This is a genomic window from Paraburkholderia sp. BL17N1 (genome assembly GCF_003634175.1).
In the GTDB taxonomy this organism is placed as follows: domain Bacteria; phylum Pseudomonadota; class Gammaproteobacteria; order Burkholderiales; family Burkholderiaceae; genus Paraburkholderia.
Window position 1 is genome coordinate 1453962 of sequence record NZ_RBIW01000002.1, and the last position, 23594, is coordinate 1477555.

At 62.4% G+C, this 23594-nt stretch carries 19 protein-coding genes and 1 pseudogene; 14 read left to right on the forward strand and 6 right to left on the reverse strand.

Annotated elements, in window-relative coordinates; all coding sequences use genetic code 11:
• Positions 1–67 precede the first annotated feature (67 nt).
• From B0G82_RS26505 to B0G82_RS26540, 8 genes are all read left to right on the forward strand, one after another.
• Entirely contained in the window at positions 68–1288 is a 1221-nt protein-coding gene (locus tag B0G82_RS26505; RefSeq protein WP_121309571.1) for an aminotransferase class V-fold PLP-dependent enzyme, read from the forward strand.
• Positions 1289–1501: 213 nt separating this feature from the next.
• Complete coding sequence (locus B0G82_RS26510) at positions 1502–2788, forward strand: MFS transporter (RefSeq protein WP_121309572.1); 1287 nt, start codon at positions 1502–1504, stop codon at positions 2786–2788.
• A gap of 38 nt (positions 2789–2826) precedes the next feature.
• On the forward strand, positions 2827–3576 hold the full coding sequence (locus tag B0G82_RS26515) for a 2-keto-4-pentenoate hydratase (protein ID WP_121309573.1): 750 nt from the start codon (positions 2827–2829) through the stop codon (positions 3574–3576).
• A gap of 32 nt (positions 3577–3608) precedes the next feature.
• The gene (locus B0G82_RS26520; RefSeq protein ID WP_121309574.1) at positions 3609–6629 is read left to right on the forward strand and encodes an FAD-binding and (Fe-S)-binding domain-containing protein; all 3021 of its coding nucleotides are present in this window, start codon (positions 3609–3611) and stop codon (positions 6627–6629) included.
• A 526-nt stretch (positions 6630–7155) separates the two neighbouring features.
• Complete coding sequence (locus B0G82_RS26525; RefSeq protein WP_121309575.1) at positions 7156–7872, forward strand: ABC transporter permease; 717 nt, start codon at positions 7156–7158, stop codon at positions 7870–7872.
• Positions 7869–8765, forward strand: coding sequence for a glycine betaine ABC transporter substrate-binding protein (locus B0G82_RS26530; RefSeq protein WP_116146689.1), 897 nt, complete (start codon positions 7869–7871; stop codon positions 8763–8765). Before B0G82_RS26525 ends, B0G82_RS26530 begins: the two co-directional genes overlap by 4 nt.
• Before the next feature lie 15 nt (positions 8766–8780).
• Positions 8781–9434, forward strand: coding sequence for an ABC transporter permease (locus B0G82_RS26535; RefSeq protein ID WP_121309576.1), 654 nt, complete (start codon positions 8781–8783; stop codon positions 9432–9434).
• Complete coding sequence (locus B0G82_RS26540) at positions 9431–10633, forward strand: ABC transporter ATP-binding protein (protein ID WP_121309577.1); 1203 nt, start codon at positions 9431–9433, stop codon at positions 10631–10633. Before B0G82_RS26535 ends, B0G82_RS26540 begins: the two co-directional genes overlap by 4 nt.
• Positions 10634–10835: 202 nt before the next feature.
• Here the strand turns inward: B0G82_RS26540 and B0G82_RS26545 are convergent, their stop codons facing one another.
• Entirely contained in the window at positions 10836–11804 is a 969-nt protein-coding gene (locus tag B0G82_RS26545; protein WP_121309578.1) for an alpha/beta hydrolase, read from the reverse strand.
• Positions 11805–11866: 62 nt separating this feature from the next.
• Positions 11867–12871 (reverse strand): alpha/beta hydrolase, encoded by a 1005-nt coding sequence (locus B0G82_RS26550; RefSeq protein ID WP_121310864.1) that lies wholly within the window; start codon positions 12869–12871, stop codon positions 11867–11869.
• 240 nt (positions 12872–13111) lie between these two features.
• Between B0G82_RS26550 and B0G82_RS26555 the strand changes: the two genes are divergently transcribed.
• The 6 genes and pseudogenes from B0G82_RS26555 to B0G82_RS41255 form a co-directional block, all read left to right on the forward strand.
• A complete protein-coding gene (locus tag B0G82_RS26555) occupies positions 13112–13993 on the forward strand; it encodes an NmrA family NAD(P)-binding protein (protein WP_121309579.1) in 882 nt (293 codons plus the stop codon).
• Positions 13994–14037: 44 nt separating this feature from the next.
• Positions 14038–14769 (forward strand): GNAT family N-acetyltransferase, encoded by a 732-nt coding sequence (locus B0G82_RS26560; RefSeq protein ID WP_121309580.1) that lies wholly within the window; start codon positions 14038–14040, stop codon positions 14767–14769.
• A 74-nt stretch (positions 14770–14843) separates the two neighbouring features.
• Entirely contained in the window at positions 14844–15398 is a 555-nt protein-coding gene (locus tag B0G82_RS26565) for a TetR/AcrR family transcriptional regulator (protein WP_116146703.1), read from the forward strand.
• A 568-nt stretch (positions 15399–15966) separates the two neighbouring features.
• Entirely contained in the window at positions 15967–18150 is a 2184-nt protein-coding gene (locus B0G82_RS26570; RefSeq protein WP_121310865.1) for a hypothetical protein, read from the forward strand.
• A gap of 110 nt (positions 18151–18260) precedes the next feature.
• Positions 18261–18518 (forward strand): hypothetical protein, encoded by a 258-nt coding sequence (locus tag B0G82_RS26575; protein ID WP_012428738.1) that lies wholly within the window; start codon positions 18261–18263, stop codon positions 18516–18518.
• Positions 18519–18720: 202 nt separating this feature from the next.
• Positions 18721–18828, forward strand: a pseudogene (locus B0G82_RS41255) (LysE family translocator); the annotation flags it as partial.
• Positions 18829–18850: 22 nt separating this feature from the next.
• Here the strand turns inward: B0G82_RS41255 and B0G82_RS26585 are convergent.
• The 4 genes from B0G82_RS26585 to B0G82_RS26600 all read right to left on the reverse strand — a co-directional run bounded on the left by B0G82_RS26585 (position 18851) and on the right by B0G82_RS26600 (position 23412).
• Positions 18851–20086: a winged helix-turn-helix domain-containing protein gene (locus B0G82_RS26585; RefSeq protein WP_116146706.1), complete on the reverse strand. Its 1236-nt coding sequence runs from the start codon at positions 20084–20086 to the stop codon at positions 18851–18853.
• A 96-nt stretch (positions 20087–20182) separates the two neighbouring features.
• Positions 20183–20458 (reverse strand): hypothetical protein, encoded by a 276-nt coding sequence (locus tag B0G82_RS26590; protein WP_116146708.1) that lies wholly within the window; start codon positions 20456–20458, stop codon positions 20183–20185.
• Positions 20459–20598: 140 nt separating this feature from the next.
• A complete protein-coding gene (locus tag B0G82_RS26595; RefSeq protein WP_121309581.1) occupies positions 20599–22329 on the reverse strand; it encodes an FAD-dependent oxidoreductase in 1731 nt (576 codons plus the stop codon).
• A gap of 90 nt (positions 22330–22419) precedes the next feature.
• Positions 22420–23412 (reverse strand): DedA family protein/thiosulfate sulfurtransferase GlpE, encoded by a 993-nt coding sequence (locus B0G82_RS26600; RefSeq protein ID WP_106281617.1) that lies wholly within the window; start codon positions 23410–23412, stop codon positions 22420–22422.
• Positions 23413–23594 lie beyond the last annotated feature (182 nt).

A 23594-nucleotide genomic window follows, 5' to 3' on the forward strand; every position in this document is an offset into this window, starting at 1 on the left:
CGTCTTGGGATCGTCACAGATCGTCTGATATAGTTTTTTGAATGCAAAATTCAATCGGAGGAGCCCAATGCTCAAGCTAGACTTTCACCCCGCTGGCCGTCACTTTTTGCAGATCCCGGGTCCGAGCCCGGTGCCCGACCGTATCCTCCGGGCGATGAGCTACCCGACCATCGACCACCGCGGCCCAGAGTTCGGCGAACTCGGTCTGAAGGTGCTCGACGGCATCAAGAAAATCTTCAAGACGCAGCAGCCCGTGGTGATTTACCCGGCCTCGGGCACGGGCGCCTGGGAAGCGGCGCTGTCGAACACGCTGAGCCCCGGCGATCACGTGCTGATGTTCGAGACCGGCCACTTCGCCACGCTGTGGAAAAAGATGGCGGAAAGCCTCGGGCTGAAGCCGGAGTTCCTCGGCCTGCCAGGCATTGAAGGCTGGCGCTGCGGCGTGCAGCCGCAAATGATCGAGGAGCGTCTGCGTGCCGACACGCAACACGCAATCAAGGCCGTGTGCGTGGTGCACAACGAAACCTCCACGGGCGTGACCTCCGACATTGCCGCCGTGCGCCGTGCAATCGACGCCGCGGGTCATCCGGCCTTGCTGCTGGTCGACACGATTTCGGGCCTCGCGTGTGCGGACTACCGTCACGACGAATGGGGCGTCGACGTCACCGTCTCGGGCTCGCAAAAAGGTTTGATGCTGCCGCCGGGCATCAGCTTCAACGCGATCTCGCCGAAAGCCGTGGCCGCCAGCAAGCAGGCCAAACTGCCGCGCAGTTTCTGGGACTGGACCGAGATTGTCGAGATGAACAAGACCGGTTACTGGCCGTACACGCCGAACACGAACCTGCTCTACGGCCTTAACGAAGCGCTCGAAATGATTCTCGGCGAAGGGCTCGACAACGTGTTTGCCCGTCACGAACGTCTCGCAGAAGCGACGCGTCGCGCGGTGCGTGCGTGGGGCCTGGAAATTCAGTGTGCGGATCCGTCGGTGTACAGCCCGGTGCTCACGGGCGTGATGATGCCCGACGGCATCGACGCCGACGCGGTGCGCAAGCTGATCTACGAACGCTTCGACATGTCGCTCGGCACGGGCCTCGGCAAGATGAAAGGGCGCATGTTCCGCATCGGCCATCTCGGCGACTGCAACGACCTGATGCTGCTGGCCACGCTGGCCGGCTGCGAAATGGGTCTGCGGCTCGCAGGCGTGCCGCTCAAGGAAAGTGGCTTGCCTGCCGCTATGGAGTGGTTGAGCCAGCCGACGAAGGCATCCGGCCTGAAAGCCGCGGCCTGAGTACGCCCCGAACGCTGTTTCTTTGGGGCATCGAACGAAGCGCAGCCAGCAGTGACTTGCGGAACCGGGAAGGCGGGGAGCACTTCCCTCACGAAGCCGCGCACAGAACGCGGCACGAACGAATGCGATGGTCCCGCGGCGCAAGCCGCCGCCAGGCAACGACGCAGCGCGCCATCTCAGGCCCGCCGTCGACACATGCAATGGAGATAGACGATGAAGCGGTTTCGTGTGACCAGTGCGACCAGTATCGTTCTAGTGATGCTCTGCATCATGTACTTCATCACCTACCTCGACCGCGTCAACGTTAGCACTGCGGCTGCGGGTTTCGGCAAGGAATTCCATCTCTCGCATACGGAGGTTGGCCTGGTGTTCTCGGCCTTCGCGTATCCGTATCTGATCTTTCAGATCATCGGCGGGTGGGTCAGCGATCGTTTCGGCGCGAAACGCACGCTGATCTTTTGCGGCGCGATCTGGGGCGTCGCCACTTTGCTGACGGGTTTCGCCGGCGGCCTGGTTTCGCTGCTAGCCGCGCGCGTACTACTGGGCTTCGGCGAAGGCGCGACGTTTCCCGCCGCCACGTCCGCGATGGCGCGTTGGGTCGCCAAGGAAAAACGCGGCTTCGCGCAGGGCATCACACACGCGGCGTCGCGGATCGGCAATGCGGTGGCGCCCGGTCTGATCGTGCTCGTGATGGCGACCTGGGGCTGGCGCGAATCGTTTTATATCTGCGGCGTGTTCAGCTTGTTGTGGGTCGCCGTGTGGGCCTTCACGTTTACCGAACATCCGAAAGACCATCCGCGTATCACGAGCGACGAACTCGCCGTGCTGCCCGCGCCCAAGCCGAAAGCCGCCGGCGTGCCGTGGGGCAAACTGTTTCGCCGCATGTGGCCGGTCACGATCGTGTACTTCTGCTACGGCTGGACGCTGTGGCTGTTCTTGAGCTGGATTCCACAATACTTTCTGCACAGCTATCACCTGCAATTACAGAAGTCGGCGATCTTCGCCTCGGTGGTTTTCTTCGCCGGTGTGATCGGCGACACGCTCGGCGGCATCGTGACCGACTGGGTCTTCACACGCACCGGCAGCCTGAAGCGCGCACGTAGCTGGATGGTGTCGGTCTGCATGTTCTTCTGCCTGCTTTCGCTGATTCCGCTGATGTTCACGCACAGCCTGTATCTGTCCATGGCGTGTCTCGCGTCCGGCTTCTTCTTTGCAGAAATGACGATCGGTCCGATGTGGGCGATTCCAATGGACATCGCGCCGGAATACTCGGGCACGGCGAGCGGCATGATGAACACCGGCTCGGCATTGGCCGCGATCATCTCGCCGGTGGCCGGCGGTTTTCTGATCGACTACTTCGGTAGCTGGGAATTGCCGTTCGTCGGCAGCATGCTGCTGATGGCGATCGGCGTGGTGCTCGCGTTCCGCATGCAGCCGGAAAGCAAATTCGCGCTCAACGCGGCTGACAAAGCGCATGTTGCCACGGGTATGGGCGCTTGAGTACACCGCGCCGGTTCCCCTCTCCGCATGACGACACTATGACGACAGCACTCAGCCGGCTTCTCGCCGACGCACGCCGCAATCACGCCACGCTCGACACGTTGCCGCCCGAGCAAATTCCAGCCGATGCCGCCGCGGCCTACGCAATCCAGCACGAGATCCTGGACGCATGCGGCGCGCGGATCGCCGGTTGGAAAATCGGCGCGAAGTCCGAGAGCGGTCCAATCCAGGGCGCGCCGTTACTCGACCTCGACCTGCATGCCGACGGCGCCCGTTTGCCGCACCAAGACTTCACGCCCTTGGGGCTCGAACTGGAAATCGCGTTTCGTTTCGGGCGGCGTTTCGATGTTTCCGCCACGCCCTATAGCGAGGCCGAAGTGCTGGCGAGTATCGGCTCGATCGGCGCGACCATCGAAATCGTGGCGAGCCGCTACGCCGGGTGGCCCGCTATCGACAAGCTCGCTCAACTCGCGGACTTGCAGAATCACGGCGCGCTGATCGTGGGCGAGTTCACGCCGTATCGCGAGGACTTTCCGTTCGTTGCGCCTTCGCTGCAATTCGATTTCGACGGACAGGATGTGGTTAAAGCCACGCCCGCCAATCCGGCCGGCGATCCGCGGCGCCTGCTGACGTGGCTCGTCAATCACGCCACGTCGCGCGGCATTGCCGTGACGCCTGAGATGGTCATCACGGCCGGCTCATACACCGGCATGTTCTTTCCGAAGACGGCGGGCACGGCGAGCGGGCGCATTGAAGGACTCGCACCAGTCAGTCTCACGCTGTACTAGCCGCTTCCCCGTATTTGCCATAGGCCGACGATATGACGAACCCCACTTCCGCTTTACTCGTCAAGCCGATCCACCTTCCGTCCGCCGCGCGGCTGACGAGTCCGCTCGCGCAGCATCTGCGCAAATCGCTGCGCGGCGACGTGCTGTTCGACGCGGCGAGCCGCGGTCGTTACGCGACCGACGCGTCGATCTATCAGATCGCGCCGATCGGCGTGGTGGTGCCGCGCGACCAGGACGATCTGCGCATCGCACTGGAAATCGCGCGCAGCGAGAAAGTGCCGCTGCTCGCACGCGGCGCGGGCACGAGCCAATGCGGCCAGACGGTCGGCGAAGCGCTGGTGATCGATACGAGCAAGTGGTTGAACAACATCGTTGCTTTTGATGCCGAAGCGCGCACGGTGACGGTCGAGCCGGGCGTCGTGCTGGATCATTTGAATGCGTGGCTCAAGCCGCATGGACTATGGTTTCCGGTGGATGTTTCGACCGCCGCGCAATGCACGATCGGCGGCATGGCCGGCAATAATTCGTGCGGCTCACGCTCGATCGAATACGGCAACATGGTGCACAACGTCGAATCGATCGATGCGATTCTCGCCGACGGTAGCGAAGCGCATTTCGCCTCGTTGCGTGAAGCGCCGCAAGGCGCGCGCTTGCAGCAGATACTTACGGGCGTGAAGCAGATCGCCGAACGCGAGCGCGATGAAATCGTCGCACGTGTGCCGAAGGTTTTGCGCCGCGTGGCGGGCTACAACATCGACGTGTTCGATTGCCAGAACCCGCGCGCTTATACCGACGACGGCGTCGCGAATCTCGCGCATCTGCTGGTCGGCTCGGAGGGCACGCTCGCGTTCAGCCGGCAATTGACGCTCAGGCTCGCGCCGCTGCCCGCGCATAAAACGCTCGGCGTGGTCAACTTCCCGACCTTCTGGCAGTCGATGGATCTCACGCAGCATATCGTCAAGCTGAAGCCGGTGGCGGTGGAACTGGTCGATCGCACGATGATCGATCTGGCGATGAGCAATCCGGCGTTTCGTCCGGTGATCGGCAAGGCGCTAGTCGGCGAGCCGCAAGCCATTCTGCTGGTGGAGTTCGCGGGCGAGGACCGCGAGGCGCAACTTGCTTCGCTCAAGCAGCTCACGGAATTGATGGCCGATCTCGGCTTGCCCGATTCGGTCGTCGAGATGCCCGACGCGAACGAACAGAAAGCGCTGTGGGAAGTTCGCAAGGCCGGGCTCAATATCATGATGAGCATGAAGGGCGATGGCAAGCCGGTGTCCTTCATCGAAGATTGCGCGGTACCGCTTGAACATCTGGCCGAATACACGAGCCGCCTCACCGAAGTGTTCCACCGAAACGGCACAGAAGGCACATGGTATGCGCATGCAAGCGTCGGCACGCTGCATGTGCGGCCGATTCTCGACATGCGCCGCGACGGCGCGCAGAAGATGCGCGCGATCGCCGATGAAGCGGCGGCACTCGTGCGCGAATACAAGGGCGCCTATTCGGGCGAACACGGCGACGGATTGTGCCGCGGCGAATGGGTCGCGTGGCAATACGGGCCGCGTCTGAATCAGGCGTTCAGCGAGATCAAGGCGCTATTCGATCCGGACAACCGTTTCAATCCCGACAAGATCGTGCGTCCGCCGAAGATGGACGACGCGCGCAATTTTCGCTTCGCGCCGGGCTACAAGGAACATCGGATAGAAACGGCGCTCGACTGGTCGGCATGGAATGTCGAACGCGATCCGCTGACCGGACAGGAGACCTTGCCGGGCAGCGGCAACGATCTGGCCGGCGGTCTCGCGAAGGCCGTCGAGATGTGCAATAACAACGGCCACTGCCGCAAGTTCGACGCGGGCACCATGTGCCCGAGCTATCGCGTGACGAAGGACGAGCAGCACGTCACTCGCGGACGCGCGAACACATTGCGCCTCGCGATTTCCGGTCAACTCGGCGAAGCGGGTCTCGCGAGCGACGACGTGAAGGAAACGCTCGATGTGTGCGTGTCCTGCAAGGGCTGCAAGCGCGATTGCCCGACGGGCGTCGATATGGCGAAGTTCAAGATCGAGGCACGGGCGGCGCGCGTCAAGCGTCAGGGGCTGCGTCTGCGTGACAAGCTGGTGGCTTTCATGCCGCGTTACGCGTCGACGGCTAGCCGCATGCCGGGCTTGATGGCGCTGGCCGACAACGTGCCGGTGCTGTCGGCGTGGTTCAAGCGGTCCGTGGGCTTCGCGCCCGAGCGAAGCTTGCCGCGCTTCAAGAAGTCGTTTTTGGCCGATGCGGTGTCATCGCGCAAAGCAGACCAAGGTGACGCGCTCAAAGAAGTCCTGCTATTCGTCGACACGTTCAACAACAACATGGAGCCGGAGAACGCGCGCGCCGCGCAGCAGGTGTTGGAGGCTGCGGGCTACACGGTGCACTTCAACACGCGCCAGGGCGAGCGGCCCGTTTGCTGCGGCCGCACGTTCCTCGCGGCGGGTCTCGTCGGTGAAGCGAAGCAGGAAGCGCGGCGCATGCTCGATCTGTTCAAGCCGTTCGTGGAGCGCGGCGTGCCGATCGTCGGGTTGGAGCCGTCTTGCCTGCTGTCGTTGCGCGACGAGTTCCTGCACTATGGCTTTGGCGACGAAGCGCAGCGGTTGTCGAAACAGGCGTTTCTATTCGAAGAGTTTCTGGTGCGCGAGGAAAAGGCCGGACGGCTGCAGCTTGTGCTGAAGCCTTTGGCGAAGCAGCAGGCGCTGGTGCATGGCCATTGCCATCAAAAGGCCTTCGACGCCTTCACGCCCGTGCAAACCGTGTTGAAGTGGATTCCTGAATTGAAGGTATCGACGGTGGAATCGTCGTGCTGCGGAATGGCGGGCAGTTTCGGCTACGAGGCCGAGCATTACGCGACGTCACAGGCGATGGCGGAACTGTCGCTGCTGCCGGCGGTGCGCAAGATGGACGGCGACACGTTCATGGTCGCGGACGGCACGAGTTGCCGGCATCAGATTCACGATGGCGCGGGCGTCGACGCGATCCACGTGGCGCGCGTGCTGGCGATGGCGTTGCAGTGAGCGTTTCCGGGAGCCGAAAAAGCCGTTGAAAAACCCGCCGGTGAGCTTTTGCGGGAGAGCGGATATCAAGCAAAAGTCAAAGCCGGCGTTCCGTCCAACTCCTCCACAGTAACCACATGGGTAGACGAAGCCACCCATCGTCCGTATAATCGCAGCATCCTGACCGCGAAATTGCAGCTAGATAAGCTAAGTTAGAAGGGGTTAGGCGCAAACTGGCAGCAGTTTGCGTCCGCCCCCGTTGCCGGTAAAACAACCGGTACTCAAAAGGGGCACCCAAACCCCGCCGGATAGGAGCCTGGCGCTGCTATCCACATCATCGATGGATCTGGCACCAGTTTTGCTAACTGGTCCGCCGCCGAAGGCGAAATCGCCCCGCCTTCGCGCCGGGAGAAAGACAAACCTCCGGCACCACTCGGTTCACCTCGCGGCATGTGCCGCGTCCCGAACTTCCCATTCGCAGCGCCGTCACGGCGCCTGTGCGGCGCGGCTATTTCCGCGCGTCGCTCGAACAAGGAGGCGCATCTTCATGATTCAACGTCCTGCCAGACTGGTCGGCAGTCTTGTAGCCATCGGTATTGTCGTCGCGTTGCTGTGTCGCGCGATCGACCCCGGCGCACTCCATCAGTACGCGCCCGATTTGGTCTACTACACGAAGCGACATCTGTTGCTCGTCGGTTATTCCATGGCGCTCGCGTTGCTGGTCGGCATTCCCGCCGGCGTATTGCTGAGCCGTCCCTCGTTCGCGCGTCACGCCGAACGTCTCATGCAGATATTCAACATCGGCAACACGATTCCCTCGCTGGCCGTGCTGGCGATCGCGCTCGGCATCTTCGGCATCGGCGATATTCCGGCGCTCGTGGCGCTGTTTCTCGCGTCGTTGCTGCCCATCACACGCAATGCCTATGAAGGCATGAAGAACGTCTCGCCCGCGTTACGCGAGGCCGCGCGCGGCCTCGGCATGACGGACTGGCAATCGCTGTTGCGCGTGGAGTTGCCCAACGCCATGCCGATCATCATCGGCGGCGTGCGCACGGCGCTCGCAATCAATGTGGGCAGCGCGCCGCTCGCCTATCTGATCGGCGCGGACAGTCTCGGCACGCTGATCTTTCCCGGCATCTATCTGAACAACCAGCAGCAGCTATTGCTCGGCGCGGCAGCCACCGCGATTCTCGCACTGGTTCTGGACGGCATCGTCTCGACCGGCAGCCGCTACCTGCTCGCGCGACGTGGGGTGACGGCATGACGAATCTGTTCAAGCGCAGCCGCTGGATCGCCGCTGGCGCATTGCTCTTTGCGAGTATTCACGCGAACGCGGCGACGCTCGTACTCGGTGGAAAAAATTTCACCGAGCAGTACGTTCTTACCGAGATCACCTCGCAGTACCTGCGCGCGAAGGGCTACACGATCGACGCCCGCACTGGCCTCGGCAGCACGCTGTTGCGCAGCGCGCAGGAGAACGGTCAGGTGGACATCACGTGGGAATACACCGGCACCGCCGCGATCGTCTACAACAAGATCACCGAGAAGCTCGATCCGAAGACGATGTACGAACGCGTAAAAGCGCTCGATGCAAAACGTGGTCTGATCTGGCTCGACTGCTCGCCGCTGAACAACACGTACGCGCTCGGTTTGCCGGAGCAAGTCGCGCAGCAAACAGGCATCCGCACGATTTCGCAACTCGCGGCGAAGATGGCCGCGGAGCCGAACAAGAAGCACGTGTTCGCGATGGATGCGGAGTTCGCCAATCGACCGGACGGCCTGAAGCCGCTCGAAGCCGCCTACGGCATGCAGTTCAGCCGCGAGGAAACGCGTCAGATGGATCCAGGTCTCGTCTACACCGCGTTGCATAACAACCAGGTGCCGATCGGACTGATCTACACGACGGACGGCCGCGTGAAGGGCTTCAACATCACGCCGCTCGAAGACGACCGCCACTACTTCCCCGCGTACAACGCCACACCGGTGGTGCGCAAGACGACGCTCGACCAGAACCCGCAACTCGCGCCGCAATTGAACGCGCTCTCCGACGCGCTCAACAACGACACGATGCTGGAGATGAACAAGCAAGTCGATATCGACGGCAAGCCGGTGCGCGAAGTGGCGGCGGAATTCCTGCGCACGCACAAGCTGCCCTGAGCGGAGATCTTCTTTATGACTGTATTCGACTATCTATCGGCCAACTGGCCTGAATTGCTGCAACTCACCGCGCAACACGTGTGGCTCGTGGGGATCGCGGTGGGCTGCGCGATCGTCGTCGGCGTACCCCTGGGTATCCTGATCAATCGGCACGAGTGGCTGGCCGCGCCGCTGCTGAGCGTGGCGACGGTCGTGCTGACGTTGCCTTCCATCGCGCTATTCGGCTTGATGATTCCCGTGTTCTCGCGCTTCGGCCAGGGCATCGGCGCGGTGCCCGCGATTACCGCGGTGTTCCTCTATTCGCTGCTGCCGATCATGCGCAACACTTACCTCGCGCTGCGCAACGTCGACCCCGGCATCAAGGAAGCGGGCATCGGCATCGGCATGACGGTGTGGCAACGGCTGCGCCTCGTCGATTTACCGCTTGCCGTGCCGGTGATTCTCGGCGGCGTGCGCACGGCGGTGGTGATGAACATTGGTGTGATGACGATCGCCGCGGTCATCGGCGCGGGCGGTCTCGGCACGCTGATCATTCGCGCGATCGGCCAGAGCAACATGATGAAACTGTTGGTGGGCGCCGTGCTCGTGAGCGTGCTCGCGATCGTCGCCGACCTGCTGCTGCAAGCGCTGCAACGCCTGCTGACCCCGAAGGGAGTACAAAAGACATGATCGAACTCGACAAACTGACCAAGACGTTTACGCAGAAGGACGGCCAGCAGGTGAAGGCGGTCGACTCGGTGAGCCTGACTGTCGGCGAAGGCGAAATCTGCGTGTTTCTCGGCCCGTCGGGCTGCGGCAAGACCACCACGCTGAAAATGATCAACCGGCTGATCGCGCCGACTTCGGGCCGCGTGCTGATCAACGGCGAGGACACTTCCGGTCTGAACGAAGTCGAATTGCGCCGTCACATCGGCTACGTGATTCAGCAGATCGGGCTGTTCCCCAACATGACGATCGAGGAGAACATCACGGTCGTGCCGCGCCTGCTCGGCTGGGACAAGAAACGTTGCCGCGAACGCGCCACCGAGTTGATGGCGATGGTCGCGCTCGATCCGAAGCAGTATCTGAAGCGCTATCCGCGTGAACTGTCGGGCGGCCAGCAGCAGCGCATCGGCGTGATTCGCGCCTTGGCCGCCGATCCGCCCGTGCTGCTGATGGACGAGCCGTTCGGCGCGGTCGACCCGATCAATCGCGAGTCGATCCAGAACGAGTTTTTCCAGATGCAGCGTCAACTGAACAAGACGGTAATCATGGTGAGCCACGACATCGACGAGGCGATCAAACTCGGCGACCGTGTGGCCGTGTTCCGGCGTGGTCAACTGGTGCAATACGATCATCCGGATACATTGCTGGCACATCCGCGCGACGAGTTCGTCGGCGCGTTTGTCGGTCAGGACAGCACATTGAAGCGCCTCTTGCTGGTGAAGGCCGGCGACGCCGCCACGCAGCCGGAATCCGCGCCTGCGGACATGCCGGTCGCGCGCGCCTTCCAGATGATGGACGACAGCGACAGCCGCTACCTGACCATCGTCGATGACAGGCAGCAGGCGCTCGGCTATGTGACGCGCCGCGCGGCGCGCACGGGCCAAGGCGTGTGCGGCGATCATTTGTCCGCGTTCAAGGCGACGGTCGGCGCGGAGGAGCATCTGCGCATCGTGCTGTCGAAGATGTACCAGTTCAATTCGTCATGGATGCCGGTGCTGGATGGCGACGGCCGCTACGTCGGCGAGGTCACGCAGGATTCGATTGCGGACTATCTGAGCTCAGGGCGCTCGCGCCGGCAGACCGGGCAGCCGGCGATCGTGTCGCCTGCTGTTGCCGCTGCGGAAGCGGCGGCCGTGCAGGCTGCGATGGTTCAGCATGGGTGAACTGCGCAATGCCCTGATGCTGCGCGAGCGCGGCGGCGGGAGTCGAGCCAACGCGGACAACCGGTGGCCCTGTTGGTCGATGTCCCTTCTTTGAGTACAAGGGTCATTGAAGACTCCCGTCAGCCTGCGTTACGCCGCCAATTTCTTCGCTCGATTAAACGGAGCCTGGAGCAGAGAGTACACCGGACAGTGTCCGAAACGATCATGCGAGATCAACGGTACGCACGAACTTCAGCAGTTGGTCGCCGACCTCGGCGGCGGCCTCATGTTGTACCCAATGCCCCACGTTATCGAGTTCGAGTCCTCCCACAAGGCCCGGTAAGCCAGCGCGAAGGTCGTCGATGCTAAGCGGATATAACTCTCTCAGACCGTCGGCCTTGCCCCAGATAAAAAACGACGGCTGAACGATCTTCGCGCCCTTCCACGGAGCGGACAGGACGAAATACGGCTCCGCCGCGCGGTAGTAATTCAATCCTCCGTGGAACCCGGTACGCTGAAATTCCGCGATGTTATACGCGACGTAGTCCGTGGACGCCCACGAAGGCAACGGTCCGGGAGCAGTGCGATAAAGGCTCCGAGCCGGATCCATTGGACTCCACTGCTGGCCGGCTGGCGCAGTGCCCGATGCCCAATACAGAATGCCGGGAATGGTGACCGCGGCGTTAGCCCAGATTTCGTCAGCGTCAGGCCGAATCTGCTCGAACATATAGAACTTGTCTTGAAGTCCCGCCTTTCGCATCCTGTCGAAAACACTGACGTCTCCGCGCGGCACGAAAGGGACGCTGAGGCAGAACACCGCCGCGAACCTGTCCGGGCGCATCAACGCCGCGTTCCACGCATGCGTCGCACCCCAGTCATGACCGACGAGGATGGCGCGGGGAATCTCTAGCGCATCGAGCAGGCCGATCAGGTCGCCTGTTGTGTGCAACGGTGTGTAGAGGCTTGCGTCGGCCGGAGCCGAGCTTCGTCCATAACCGCGCATATCCGGGGCAATCGCACGAAAACCCGCCGACGCAATGGCCTTCATCTGCCGCCGCCACGTGTAGACGGTGTCCGGGAAACCGTGGCAGAACAGCACGGCCGGTCCCTCCCCTTGCTCCGTCACATGCAAGGTAATGCCGTTGGTCGCAATGTCGTATTGTTTGATGCCATTGCTGTCGGAGGCGCTCATGTCATTCCACTCCTTTAGTCGATGTGCAGGACCCGATGCGGGTCAATATTCGTTCGTCATGGCTACGACAGCGCCTTCGCCTCGAGCCAGGCGCGGATGGCCTGGACCAGTTCAGCCTTGCGTTCGAGCGGAAGCCAGTGGCCCGCGTCCAGCGTCGCTACCGCCATATCCGTGCAGGCATCTCGCATGGGCTCGCCGAGAACGCTGCGCGTGATGTCGCAGATGCCATCGAATTCGCCGTTCACGAACAGCACGGGTTGACTCAGGCGGCCGCTGTCGGGCGCAGTTCGAGCGTAGGCGATGTTGGCATCATCGTTCAGATACCAGGCGTTACCAGGACGAAACCCGGTCACACGGAACGCATCGACCAGCGCGTCGAAGTCGGCCGTCGGCCAGAGCGTCTCGTCCGGCGCCACCGTCGGCGCACGACGTGCCGAGCCGAACCAGCCGCCATTGCGCGAAACCAGCGCGGAGCGATAGACGCGGCCCACCGACTTCGGGTCTCCAGACCGGTAGATCGCCGCCAGTGTCGCTGGTATGTCGGCATTGAAGTCGGTAACGGTCTGGTCGAAATGCGTCAGATAGAAACGGTAGTAGTCCCATTGCCCGTCCGGATACTGGTCGGCCGGATAGAGCGTCCGGTCGACCAGTGGCAGCAGACTGCGCAACCCGAAGCTCTCGGGCATATACGGAACGGAGACGAACACGATGGCGCGGCTGCGCTTCGCGTGATGCGCAGCAAGCGCCCCGGCCACCGGGCTTCCCAGGTCGTGGCCGACCCATATGGCCGGACTCCCGCCCAGATGGTCATGAAGTTCGACCATGTCGTCGACCACCTCCTTGAGCGCATAGGCATCGGGCGCGCCCGGAGTCGACGAGCCGCCGTATCCGCGCATGTCCGGCGCAATGCAGCGCCAGCCCGTCGACGCGAAAGCTTCGATTTGCGCACGCCACATCAGACCGACCCCGGGCCAGCCGTGCAGGAAGATCATCAATGGCCCGTCGGCGGGGCCGGCCTCCCAATAGCGTGTGGAGTGACGAGGTGAGGCGAAGGTGTGGGCGAGCATGGCAGGAACATTCTCCGATGGACGGTCGTCGGCGGGCGCGGTCTTTGAATTCCACTTGCAGCGTGCATTCGCGAACGTAGCCACACCCGCTTGCCGGCTACGTTGCGAACGGCATTCCGCAAAAGACTAGTACGGAATTCTCATCTATCGCCGCTCAGGATTATGACTATACTCCAGTTCAGATCCGGTGACTGAAGCACTCACCATCTTCCCAATTAATGAATTGAGCGGAGCTTTCAAATGGCTTTTCGTAAATTTTTTATCGCAGGCGCGACTGGTGACACGGGCGGAGCAGCGACAGATACCCTCTTGGCTGCAGGCGAACAGGTACGAACCCTGGTGCGACGCGAGGACGCCCGTTCAGAACGGCTGCGCTCGCGAGGCGTCGAGGTGCTGGTTGGCGACCTCTCGGATATCGACGACGTCGCACGCGCTCTTCAAGGGATCTCATCAGCCTATTTCGTTTATCCGATCGAGGCCGGTGGGATAGCGGCCAGCGCTTCGTTTGCACAGGCCGCCCGTGAGACCGGAATCGAATCGATTGTGAACATGTCGCAGATTTCGGCTCGCCGTGAAGCGAAAAGCCATGCCGCGCGAGACCACTGGATCTCGGAACAGGTGTTCGACTGGGCCGGCACGCCGGTCACACATCTGCGCCCCACGTTCTTCGCTCAATGGTTGACCTACCCGGGTCAAGTCGCGTCCATCAAAAAAGACGGGATGCTGCGTCTGCCCTTTGGCGAAGGGCGCCATGCGCCGATTGCAGCCGAGGATCAGGGTCGCGTGATTGCCGCGATCCTTCGCGATCCGGCGCCGCACGCGGGCAAGGTCTATCCGCTCTACGGGCCGGTCGAGATGAATCACCATGAGATTGCGGCCGAGATGAGCCAGGCGTTGGGTAGGACGGTCACGTATCAACCGGTCGATCTCGACCTGTTCAAAAAACGGCTGGATACCGATGCAAAATTCAGTGACACGTTCAGGCAGCATCTGCTCTCGGTTGCTGTCGATTACCAGGAAGGCGTTTTCGCCGGCACCAATTCCTTCATCGAGGAATTGACCGGCACGCCGCCAATGACGGTACAGGTGTTTATCAGGAAGCACGCGGCACGGTTCGCCTGACCGCGATTCCACAGCAGAGAAGACGAACAAAACAGGAGCTTGTCATGCAGTCCTCCCACATCGATGCAGCCAGTGAGATCGCGACCGAGGAATACCTCACCAATCCCGTCTGGATCGCTCTGAGCGAAGCGCCTCCAGCCTTCATCGAGCGCCGCGAAGGCGGTGCCCGGTATCGCCCGGAATTTGCGCCGTTCGGGGCCGCACGGAATTACTCGGCGCAAAGCGTCTCGCAAGTTGCAGCGATGCTCCAGCCGGGACAGCGCCTATCATTTTTCACGGCGGGCAAGCCGGACTTGCCGTCTGGCTTCGACGTCGCGCGCGAGGCTGTCGCCAATCAGATGGTTGCCGCCAACAGGTTCACCGTATCGTCCGACGAGCGGATCGTGCGACTCGGCGTCGACGACACACCTGATATGCTCCGACTCGCCGAGCTAGCGGAACCCGGACCATTCAACGCCCGGACCAACGAACTAGGTCACTTCTTTGGCATCAGGGAGGGCGGCCAGCTGGTGGCGATGGCGGGCGAACGAATGACTGCCGGGAAGTACGTCGAAATCAGCGCCGTGTGCACGCACCCGGAATGGCGTGGCCGAGGGCTGGGCCGGCTGTTGATGGAGCATCTGTCGGCAACCATCCAGGAACGCGACAGAGTGCCGTTCCTTCATGTGTTCACCAATAATCTTTCCGCCGTTCGTCTGTATCGGGAACTCGGCTTTCGCATTGCCAGGACTTTGCAACTGACGGCAATTGTGAGGTCGTCGGGCGACGCGAGCTAACCGCTGCTGCGGGAGCACCGGTCGAACGGCATTGCAGATTGACTCACAGCACAATACATCTTTGAGACTGAAAAATGGGGCACTCACAAGCTGACAAACTCGCCACGCATCAGCGGATTGTGCAGGTCGCCGCATGTCGTTTCCGCGAGCGTGGCATTGATGGGGTTAGTGTCGGCGACATCATGAAAGAAGCTGGCTTGACTGTTGGCGGCTTCTACAAGCATTTCGAGTCACGCGATACGCTTGTGACCGAGGCTTTCATCATGGCGCTGCAGGACATCGAGCATTTCCAGGCCGCGCTCAAGACGGCGCCTGAGCGCGCAATAAGCACATATGTGTCGGAAAGCCATCGGGACAACCTGGGCAGAGGTTGCCCAATTTCAGCGTTAGTCAACGACGTACCGCGCGCGCCCGAAGCAACCCGCGAGGCATTCACTGAACGTGTCAGTGAGATCATCGCTTCGCTCGCACAGTCTTTGCCGGATACAGAAGACGCCCATGCTAAAGCGGTGATGATCTTCAGCACCTGCGTGGGTTCAATAGCGCTCGCTCGCGCCGTGAATGATCCGCGTCTGTCGAACAGGATAATCGAAGGAGCGCTGGCGGGGATGCTCAAGATGTACGAATGAAGTCGATCAGCGGAAAAGGATGATTCGCTGGCTGCGACCATAAGCCGGTTGATGCAGCAGAGCGGACGCTCGAATGTCTGCGCGAATCAGCGGCTGGAAGGCCGCAGTTGGCCGGCTGCAGAAGTCCCGCCGCCGCTGGTCGATCGCCGGTCGCGCGGCTTCGTCGAACTTCCGTAGCCGAACCAGCTGCGGGCCACGGCGTTGACTCGGTCCTATGCGCCGCCGCCGTTCTCACCACCCTAGGCGCGCTTTCGAATACCTCGACGTGGGCGAAGATGGTTTGATAGAACGCGAGGAACATGTGCTGACCGTCGCGCGCCGGTGTGCTTATCGCATCCGCGCGAAAGGCAGACAGCACCGTATCCGCGCATACGCGTATGCGCTTCGAATCATCTGAGCAATTCAACATTTAAGAATGATTTTTTATCAATATATTTACCATTTTTCTATGCGAGGATAAAGCGCCAATCTCTTACACATGCGCGACTGCCCATCAATCCGCATGCGCGCGAATACGCGCCGGACATGCCGCCGGCAAGCGCTTCGCACCTCGCAAGGAAATACCGTCGTGACATTGTTCTCTCGCCTGGGTGTGGCCGCTGTTATCTTCAGCAGCCTTATTCCACTGAATTCATCAGCGCAATCGCAACTCAATTACACCACTTCATGGATCGGCAATAGTTTTGGTTTCGGCGATGGCAAGTGGATGCAGCAGGATATTCAGGCCATCAGCGTCGGCGCAGACGGCACCGTGTACACCAACACGCCTTGGGACGAGAGCGGCAGTGAAATCGCCGCTTATCGCGCGGGCGACAAGATCGCCGTAGCCGGCTCGACGCATGGCTGGGGCGCGGCCGGTGGCGACGCGGTCGCGGTTAATCACACGTACCTGTATGCGGCGATGTCGATCGGCAACGAAAGTAACGCCCTGGTCGGGGCGGACTATCCCGCAGCCAGTCTGACCTGGTACGGCATCACGCGCCGCACGCTCGCCAATCTGGCGGCTGGCGCGCCGTTCAACGGTGGTATCGGCAATAGCGCGAATGCGACGAAAAACAGCTTTTTGCCGGTCGAGACGGTAGCGACCGGTAACGACGCGAGCATTCGTGGCATGGCCGCGACCGACAGCGAACTGTACGTGGCCGATACCTACGCGAACCGGATCGTCGTGTTCAACGCGAATTCGATGCAGCGTTTGCGCTCGTGGAACGTGACGTCGCCAGGACGCATTGCGGTGGGCACCGATTCGACACTGTGGGTGATGAGCGGTGTTTCGTCCGGAAACCTAACTATCCAGCACTACGCCGCGAATGGCACCGCGCTCGCCGGCACATTGACGCTGCCCGTGGGCGCCGTGCCGGCCGACATCGCGGTTACACCGGCCGGGCAAATCCTCGTTGCGGACAATGGCCCGTCGCAGCGGATTCTCGTCTTTAACAAAGACGGCAACGGTCAACCGCAAGCGGCCGCGCCCATCGGCACGCGCAACGGCATCTTTCACCCGGTCAAGGGTGTGCCAGGCAATTGGCGCTTCAACGGCGTGACGGGCATCGGTGTCGATCCCGCGGGCAATCTGTACGTCGCGCAGAATGGCGAAGGGCCGCGGCCGGTCGGATCGGCATCGGTCGGACAAGGCGCGGTGCTCGAAAGCTACGTGTACAGTTCGCACGCCCTCAATTGGCGCCTGTACGGTCTGACGTTCGTCGATAGCGCCGCGTTCGATCCCGCCACGCCCAGCTCCGTCTACACCGGCTCCAAGCGCTTCACGCTCGACTACAGCCAACCCGCCGGCCGCGAATGGTCGTATGCGGGTTTCACGCTGGATCGTTTCGACTATCCGGACGATCCCGCGTTTCATCAGCCGCGAGGCGTGCGCGGCGAGCCGATGGTGCGTCGAATCGACGGCCAGCGGTTTCTCTACACGCTGGATCCCGGCGCGCATTATCTGAACGTTTATCGCTTCGACGCCGCACACGGTGAAATGGCAATTCCATCCGGCCTGCTCGCGCAAAATCCGCTGCCGGGCACATGGCCCGCCGCGCAGCCCGCGTATGGCGAATGGCTGTGGCGCGACAGCAATGGCAACGGCAGCGTCGACGCCAGCGAGATCAGCAGCAATCCGTCGACCGGCAGCACGGTCGGCAACGGCTTCTGGTGGGTCGACGCGCCGGGCAATGTCTGGCTCGCCACGCCGCTGAGCGGCATCCGTGAAATGCCGTTGCAAGGTCTCGATCCCGCCGGCAATCCGATCTACACATACGCCAGCTCGAAGATGTTCGCGATGCCGCAACCGTTCACGCGGATCGCGCGGATCGTCTACATCGCGGCGACCGACACCATGTATATCTCCGGCTTCACAAGCGCGATTCCGTGGGATGCGACGCATTGGAAAGAGGCGGGTCCGGTGCTCGCGCGTTACGACAACTGGAGCTCCGGTACGCCGACGCAGCAGTACACGATCTCACTGCCCTGGAACACGCAAAGCAATCCGCAAACGACGACCGTGGGCGTCGCGGTGGCGGGCAATTACATCTTCGTAGCGGAGCTGTACACGCAGAGGGTGGATGTCTACGACGCGCGTACCGGCCAGGTGGTCGGCTACATGACGCCGGGCGCGAGCGTCGGCAACACGAGCGGCTGGGTGGACGTGTATCTTGGTATCAGCGCGGTGCAACGCGACAATGGCGAGTATGTCGTGCTACTCGAGGACGATGCCCGCGCAAAAATTCTGATGTATCGATGGACGCCTTGACGCCGGTCGCATGCGTGCAGATCACGAATAGACGGCAACGCACGATCGGTATATAACAACATGCAAGGATGGCTTGTTCACCGCTGCATCAACAGGAGCGAAGTTTCATCATGACGCAAGACGTAACGCCTAAGCCACCCACGGGCGACCGGCCCGATCTGGAAAACCTCGACGCAGCGCTCAGTCACGTCGATCAGCAGGTTTCGTCGGGCAGCATTGCCTCCGGCGCCGCGAAGGGCATTCTGTATAGCCTGATCGAAACGCTCGGCACATTCGTCGGCGATCCTGATCTGCCGGAGCATGCGCGTTCGGGTTACGAAGGTCTGCTGGAAGCCGCTCGCGAACTGCGCGCGAAACTGGATCACTAAAGGCGGCTGCGCGTCGCCGATGGGCGGCGCGAGTCACATCGGCATGCCTGCCGGTGCCGACTGCCGTTGCCCGGTTGGGTGTGACGGCATCACGCGTCGCGATTCGTCATCGTTATTGGCGGCTGCATTTCGGCGCGGCCGCCGTCTATGCTAAAACGGCGCACTGTCCCCAACATTGCGCCTTTTTTTATGCTCTCCGTGTCTGCTCGCGCTGCTCGCCATCGGCATTGTCGTCGTGCTGATTACGCCCGGCCCCACCAATACGCTGCTCGCGGCGGCCGGCTTGCAGCAGGGTGTGCGGCGCTCCATTGAGTGCGACGTTGGTGCGGCGGTCAGGCCGCCACACTGTCGCCCAAAGTGTCGCCGACGTCTAACGCGTCGAGCCATTCCGGCGGCGCGGATGTGATTTCCAGCTGCGGGGTGCCATGCCAGTCCGCGCAGCGTTGCAACGCGCGCCGCAGATCGCCGGCGAGACGCGCGCTCAGACGCACGCCCGGTTCGATGTGCAGCGACTTCAGTTCGAACACGCCTTGAGTGCGGTGCGCTTTCGCATCCACGCGGCCGACCAGACGGCCGCGACTCAGCAGCGGCAAAACGAAGTAACCATATTTGCGCTTTGGCGCGGGCGTGTAGCATTCGATCGCGTAGTCGAAGTCGAACAGCGCCGCTGCGCGCTTGCGATCCCACACCACCGGATCGAACGGCGACAACACCGTGGTGACCGTCGAGGTGAGTTTGCCGCTCGCGGCATCGTCGAGTATCGCGGCGAAGTCTTGATGCACGTACGTGTCCTGCTTCCACCCTTCCACGCTTACCGGAATCAACTCGCCCTGGTCGGCGAGCGCGCGCAGTTCGTCTCGATACGGGCGACGCGGCATACGGTAGTAGTCGGCGACCCAATCGGCGCGCGCGACGCCGAGTGCGCGGCACGTGCGGCGTAACACGGCGTCCGTCAGGGTGTGCGCGGGCGGCAGATCGCGCGCGTCATCCCAACCCGGCAGGACGCGCTCGGTCAGATCGTAGACGCGGTGAAAATTGCGCCGCTCGGCCACCATCAATTGCCCGATTGCGAACAGCACTTCCAGGTGACGTTTCTCCGGCTTCCAGTCCCACCAGCCGTTGCCCTTGCCCGCCTCGCGGGCAAAATCCGCGGAGCGCACCGGTCCCGTCGCGCGAATGTGCGCAAGCAGCTTGTCAATCTCCTTGCGATGCTTCTTGTGCCACTCGGCCGCGTATTTCCAACCCATCCCGCTTGGATCGAGCATGCGATGGCGCAGCAGGCCGTAGTCTTCTATCGGCACGAAACAGGCTTCATGCGACCAGTATTCGAATAGCTTGCCTTCGGCGAGATGTTCGTCGAGCCATTGCGGCGGATAAGCGCCGAGCCGGCTGAACAACACAAGATAGGGACTGCGCGCGACCACGTGGATCGTGTCGATCTGCAATTGCGCCATGCGGCGGATCGAGTCGAGCACGTCGGCCTTGAGGGCTTTGCGGCGGGGCGGCGTCAGCAAACCTTGCGCGGCCAGATGCAGAGTGCGGGCGGCGGAAAGCGAGAGAGTCTTCACGCGGGCGTCGATCAGTGAGTGACTGCAAAGGGAAGGGCACGAGGCCCGGCCTGGATCAGCAGCCGCTACTGTAGCGTGAAGCGCCCGAACTTGCCTTTACCAGCCGCGCCCGTGATGCCGATCCCAGCCGCGATGACGGCCATGATCGTGATGCCAGTGGCGGCGGCCGCGATAGTCGTCGTCCCGGTAGCCGTAACCGTAGACCGGTTGAGGCGCGTAGACGACCGGCGGCGGCGCATAGACAGGCGGCGCGGCATACACCGGGCCCGGGGTATTGACGAACACGCCGACGTCCACCCGCGCCGAGGCGGCAGTCGATGCGCAGGCGGCGGCAAGGCCGAAGGCGGCGAAAACAATCGCGCGTTGGAACATGCTTGTCTCCTGTCGAATAGCTGACAGAGATATTACGAGACAGAAAGGCAAGCAGGTGCAACCAGTTGAAGGTGTGTGTAACAGCAGGTTACCCGCCGGCGGTTGCAAGGCCGGCGGGCATTTCAGACCGTCCAGATCATTCAGGCGCCCAGCGCGACCGCTTCTCCCGCCGACACCGCCAGCAGTTGATGGATCTGCGCGACCACGGCGGCGCCTTCGCCGACGGCCGCGGCCACGCGTTTGGTCGAGCCGGCGCGCGCGTCGCCGATTGCGTACACGCCTTCGACCGTCGTCGCGAGATCGCAGGCCGACGCGCCGTCGGCGCTCGTCCCGGTCAGCACGAAGCCTTTCTCGTCGAGTTCCACGCCGCAGGTGCGCAGCCAGTCGGTATTCGGGTCCGCACCGGTGAAAAGGAACAGATGGCGCGTGTCGAAATGATCCGTGCCGTCGGGCAACGGTTTTTTCAGCGCGACCGACGACAAACCACTGTCATCCGAATCAAGCCGGCCGATCTCCGAATTCGGATGCACGAACACGTTCGGCAGTGAGCGGATCCGGTCGATCAGATAGCGCGACATGGTGGCTTCGAAACCGCTGCGCCGGATCAGTACGTGGACCTTGGCCGCGTGCGTCGCCAGATAGACGATCGCCTGGCCCGCCGAATTGCCGCCGCCCACCAGCACGACTTCCTGGCGCTTGCACAGCTTGGCTTCCACTGGCGACGCCCAGTAATAGACGCCGCGCCCTTCGAAACGATCAAGCCCTTCGAGGGCCGGACGCCGGTAGACCGCGCCGCTCGCGATCACAATCGCGCGCGCCGTGATGTGTCCGCCGCACTTCAGTTCCAGCCGATGCGGCCGGTCCGCGCAATGCAGCGCCTTCACATTGACCGGAATCGCGACGTGCGCGCCGAATTTCTGCGCCTGCACGAACGCGCGGCCCGCCAGCGCCTGGCCGGAGATGCCGGTCGGAAAGCCGAGGTAGTTTTCGATCCGCGAGCTCGCGCCAGCCTGGCCGCCGGGCGCGCGGCTGTCGAGCACGATCACCGACAGGCCTTCGGATGCCGCGTACACCGCAGTGGCAAGCCCGGCCGGTCCGGCGCCGACGATCGCGACGTCGTACACATGCGCATCGTCGAGATCGGGCAGCAAGCCCAGGCACGTGGCGAGTTCCGGCATGCTCGGGTGCCGCAGCACCGAGCCGTCCGGACAGATCACCAGCGGCATGTCTTCTTTTTGCGCGGCGAATTGCTCGATCAGACGCAGCGCGTCTTCGTCGCGTTCGTCGATCACGGAATGCGGATGGCCGTTGCGCGACAGGAAGCCTTGCAGCATGACGAGCCGCGCGTCGTTGCTGTTGCCGATCAGGATCGGCCCGCCCGCGCCCTTTTCGATCAGCGACACGCGCCGCAGGATCAGTGCGCGCATGATGCGCTCGCCGAGTTCCGCTTCGGCAACGATCAGCGCGCGCAGCCGCTCCGGCGGAATCAGCAACGCTTCCACCGGACCGATCGCCATGCCGTTGACCAGCGCGGGCCGACCAGACAGTTGACCGACTTCGGCAAGGAAATGCCCGGCGCCATGTTCGTTGATCAGCACTTCGCGCCCAATGCCGTCGCGCTGATACACCTTCACGCGTCCTTCGAGCACCACGAACATGCCGGGACCGGTGCGGCCGGTCTCGAACAACAGTTCACCGGACTTCCAGTGGCCGATCTCGCCGAACTTGCGCAGACGGCCGATTTCGGCACACGTGAGCGCGGGGAACATCTGATGCATGCGCGTCGAGAGCGACGAAAACGGCGCGTCGGCGACGACGTCTGGTTGTGGCACGTCCGGTTGCTGCACTTCAGGTTCTTGAGTCGAAAGCATTGAACCGCTCCTTCGGTGTTCATTGATGGATCGAACGAGAGGCGAAGCGGCGCGGCGCCCGAAGGCGCGAATCACGATGCGCTGCTTGCGCTACACGGCCTTCGGCGCGACGCCTTCGACCGCCACTTCGGGCGGCGGCATGTCGGGCAGCGATTCCACCGGCTTGCCCGAGTCGCGCCAGGCTTCCATGCCACCGCGCAGCGGCAGCACGTCGGAGAAGCCGGCTTCGTTCAATTGCTTGGCCATCCATGCCGCGGAAATCTCATTCGGGCAGGAACAGTAGATCACCAGCTTCTGATCGTGCGGATAGGTCGCGACGATCTCGTCGAGTTGCCGCTCGTCGGCGAATTGCGAGCCCGGAATGATGAACGGATCGAGCGCGCGCTTCTCGTGCGAACGGATATCGAACAGCACCGGCGTTTTGCCGGCAGTGACGAGCGACGCCAGTTCGTCGACTTCGATGCGCGCGGTCGCGAGCTTCGAAATCAGCTGACGCCGGCGGATCCAGCGATACGCCGCATACGCCAGCAACAGGCCGACGGCGACCAGCGCGGCTGTGCGCCCAAGGCGCCCGGCGAGCGCAAACAGCATGTCGATCTGCTTGGCGAACAACGCGCCGATGATCAGGCCGGTGCCCGACCACAATGCAGCGCCGATGCTGTCATACGTGAGGAAGGTGCGGTAGCGCGTGCCCATGGCGCCCGCCATCGGAATCGACACGATCGACAATCCCGGCACGAACTTGGCCACCGCCAGCACGCGCACGCCCCAGCGGCCGAAAAAGCGCTCGGTCTTTTTCACGCAGGTGTCACGCGAGAGCGACAGCCGGCAAATCGTTTTGAGCGTATTGCCGCCATACATGCGGCCGGCCAAATACCACGCGCTGTCGCCGATCAGCGTGGCGAATATCGACAGGATGAGCACCGGCGCCAACTGCGTGCCCACAGAACCGGGATGCATGGCGGCCATCGCCCCGAACAGCACGAGCGACGGCATGGCCGGAACCGGCAGCCCGATCGAGGCGGCGAGCACGTTTACGAACACGAGCGCCGGCCCATATTGCTCGACGAGATCATGTAGCATCGGCTTACATCCGCGGCCCTTTCGGGCGCGGCGCAGGTAGGAAATGCAAAGGAGAATGCAAGGATTATGGACGCATTTTCAAGACGTGCAAACGCCCTGAAAAGTAGCCCTTTACTTGGGTATGGAAAGCGCTATCTCAAGTGCACTGAGCCACCTGAAAGACGCATTAGCACGGCGGCCTG

Excerpts from the sequence above, each read along its gene's own strand:
- B0G82_RS26505 (WP_121309571.1), top strand. The coding sequence starts at position 68 with ATGCTCAAGCTAGACTTTCACCCCGCTGGCCGTCACTTTTTGCAGATC.
- B0G82_RS26510 (WP_121309572.1), top strand. The coding sequence starts at position 1,502 with ATGAAGCGGTTTCGTGTGACCAGTGCGACCAGTATCGTTCTAGTGATG.
- B0G82_RS26515 (WP_121309573.1), top strand. The coding sequence starts at position 2,827 with ATGACGACAGCACTCAGCCGGCTTCTCGCCGACGCACGCCGCAATCAC.
- B0G82_RS26520 (WP_121309574.1), top strand. The coding sequence starts at position 3,609 with ATGACGAACCCCACTTCCGCTTTACTCGTCAAGCCGATCCACCTTCCG.
- B0G82_RS26525 (WP_121309575.1), top strand. The coding sequence starts at position 7,156 with ATGATTCAACGTCCTGCCAGACTGGTCGGCAGTCTTGTAGCCATCGGT.
- B0G82_RS26530 (WP_116146689.1), top strand. The coding sequence starts at position 7,869 with ATGACGAATCTGTTCAAGCGCAGCCGCTGGATCGCCGCTGGCGCATTG.
- B0G82_RS26535 (WP_121309576.1), top strand. The coding sequence starts at position 8,781 with ATGACTGTATTCGACTATCTATCGGCCAACTGGCCTGAATTGCTGCAA.
- B0G82_RS26540 (WP_121309577.1), top strand. The coding sequence starts at position 9,431 with ATGATCGAACTCGACAAACTGACCAAGACGTTTACGCAGAAGGACGGC.
- B0G82_RS26545 (WP_121309578.1), bottom strand. The coding sequence starts at position 11,804 with ATGAGCGCCTCCGACAGCAATGGCATCAAACAATACGACATTGCGACC.
- B0G82_RS26550 (WP_121310864.1), bottom strand. The coding sequence starts at position 12,871 with ATGCTCGCCCACACCTTCGCCTCACCTCGTCACTCCACACGCTATTGG.
- B0G82_RS26555 (WP_121309579.1), top strand. The coding sequence starts at position 13,112 with ATGGCTTTTCGTAAATTTTTTATCGCAGGCGCGACTGGTGACACGGGC.
- B0G82_RS26560 (WP_121309580.1), top strand. The coding sequence starts at position 14,038 with ATGCAGTCCTCCCACATCGATGCAGCCAGTGAGATCGCGACCGAGGAA.
- B0G82_RS26565 (WP_116146703.1), top strand. The coding sequence starts at position 14,844 with ATGGGGCACTCACAAGCTGACAAACTCGCCACGCATCAGCGGATTGTG.
- B0G82_RS26575 (WP_012428738.1), top strand. The coding sequence starts at position 18,261 with ATGACGCAAGACGTAACGCCTAAGCCACCCACGGGCGACCGGCCCGAT.
- B0G82_RS26590 (WP_116146708.1), bottom strand. The coding sequence starts at position 20,458 with ATGTTCCAACGCGCGATTGTTTTCGCCGCCTTCGGCCTTGCCGCCGCC.
- B0G82_RS26595 (WP_121309581.1), bottom strand. The coding sequence starts at position 22,329 with ATGCTTTCGACTCAAGAACCTGAAGTGCAGCAACCGGACGTGCCACAA.
- B0G82_RS26600 (WP_106281617.1), bottom strand. The coding sequence starts at position 23,412 with ATGCTACATGATCTCGTCGAGCAATATGGGCCGGCGCTCGTGTTCGTA.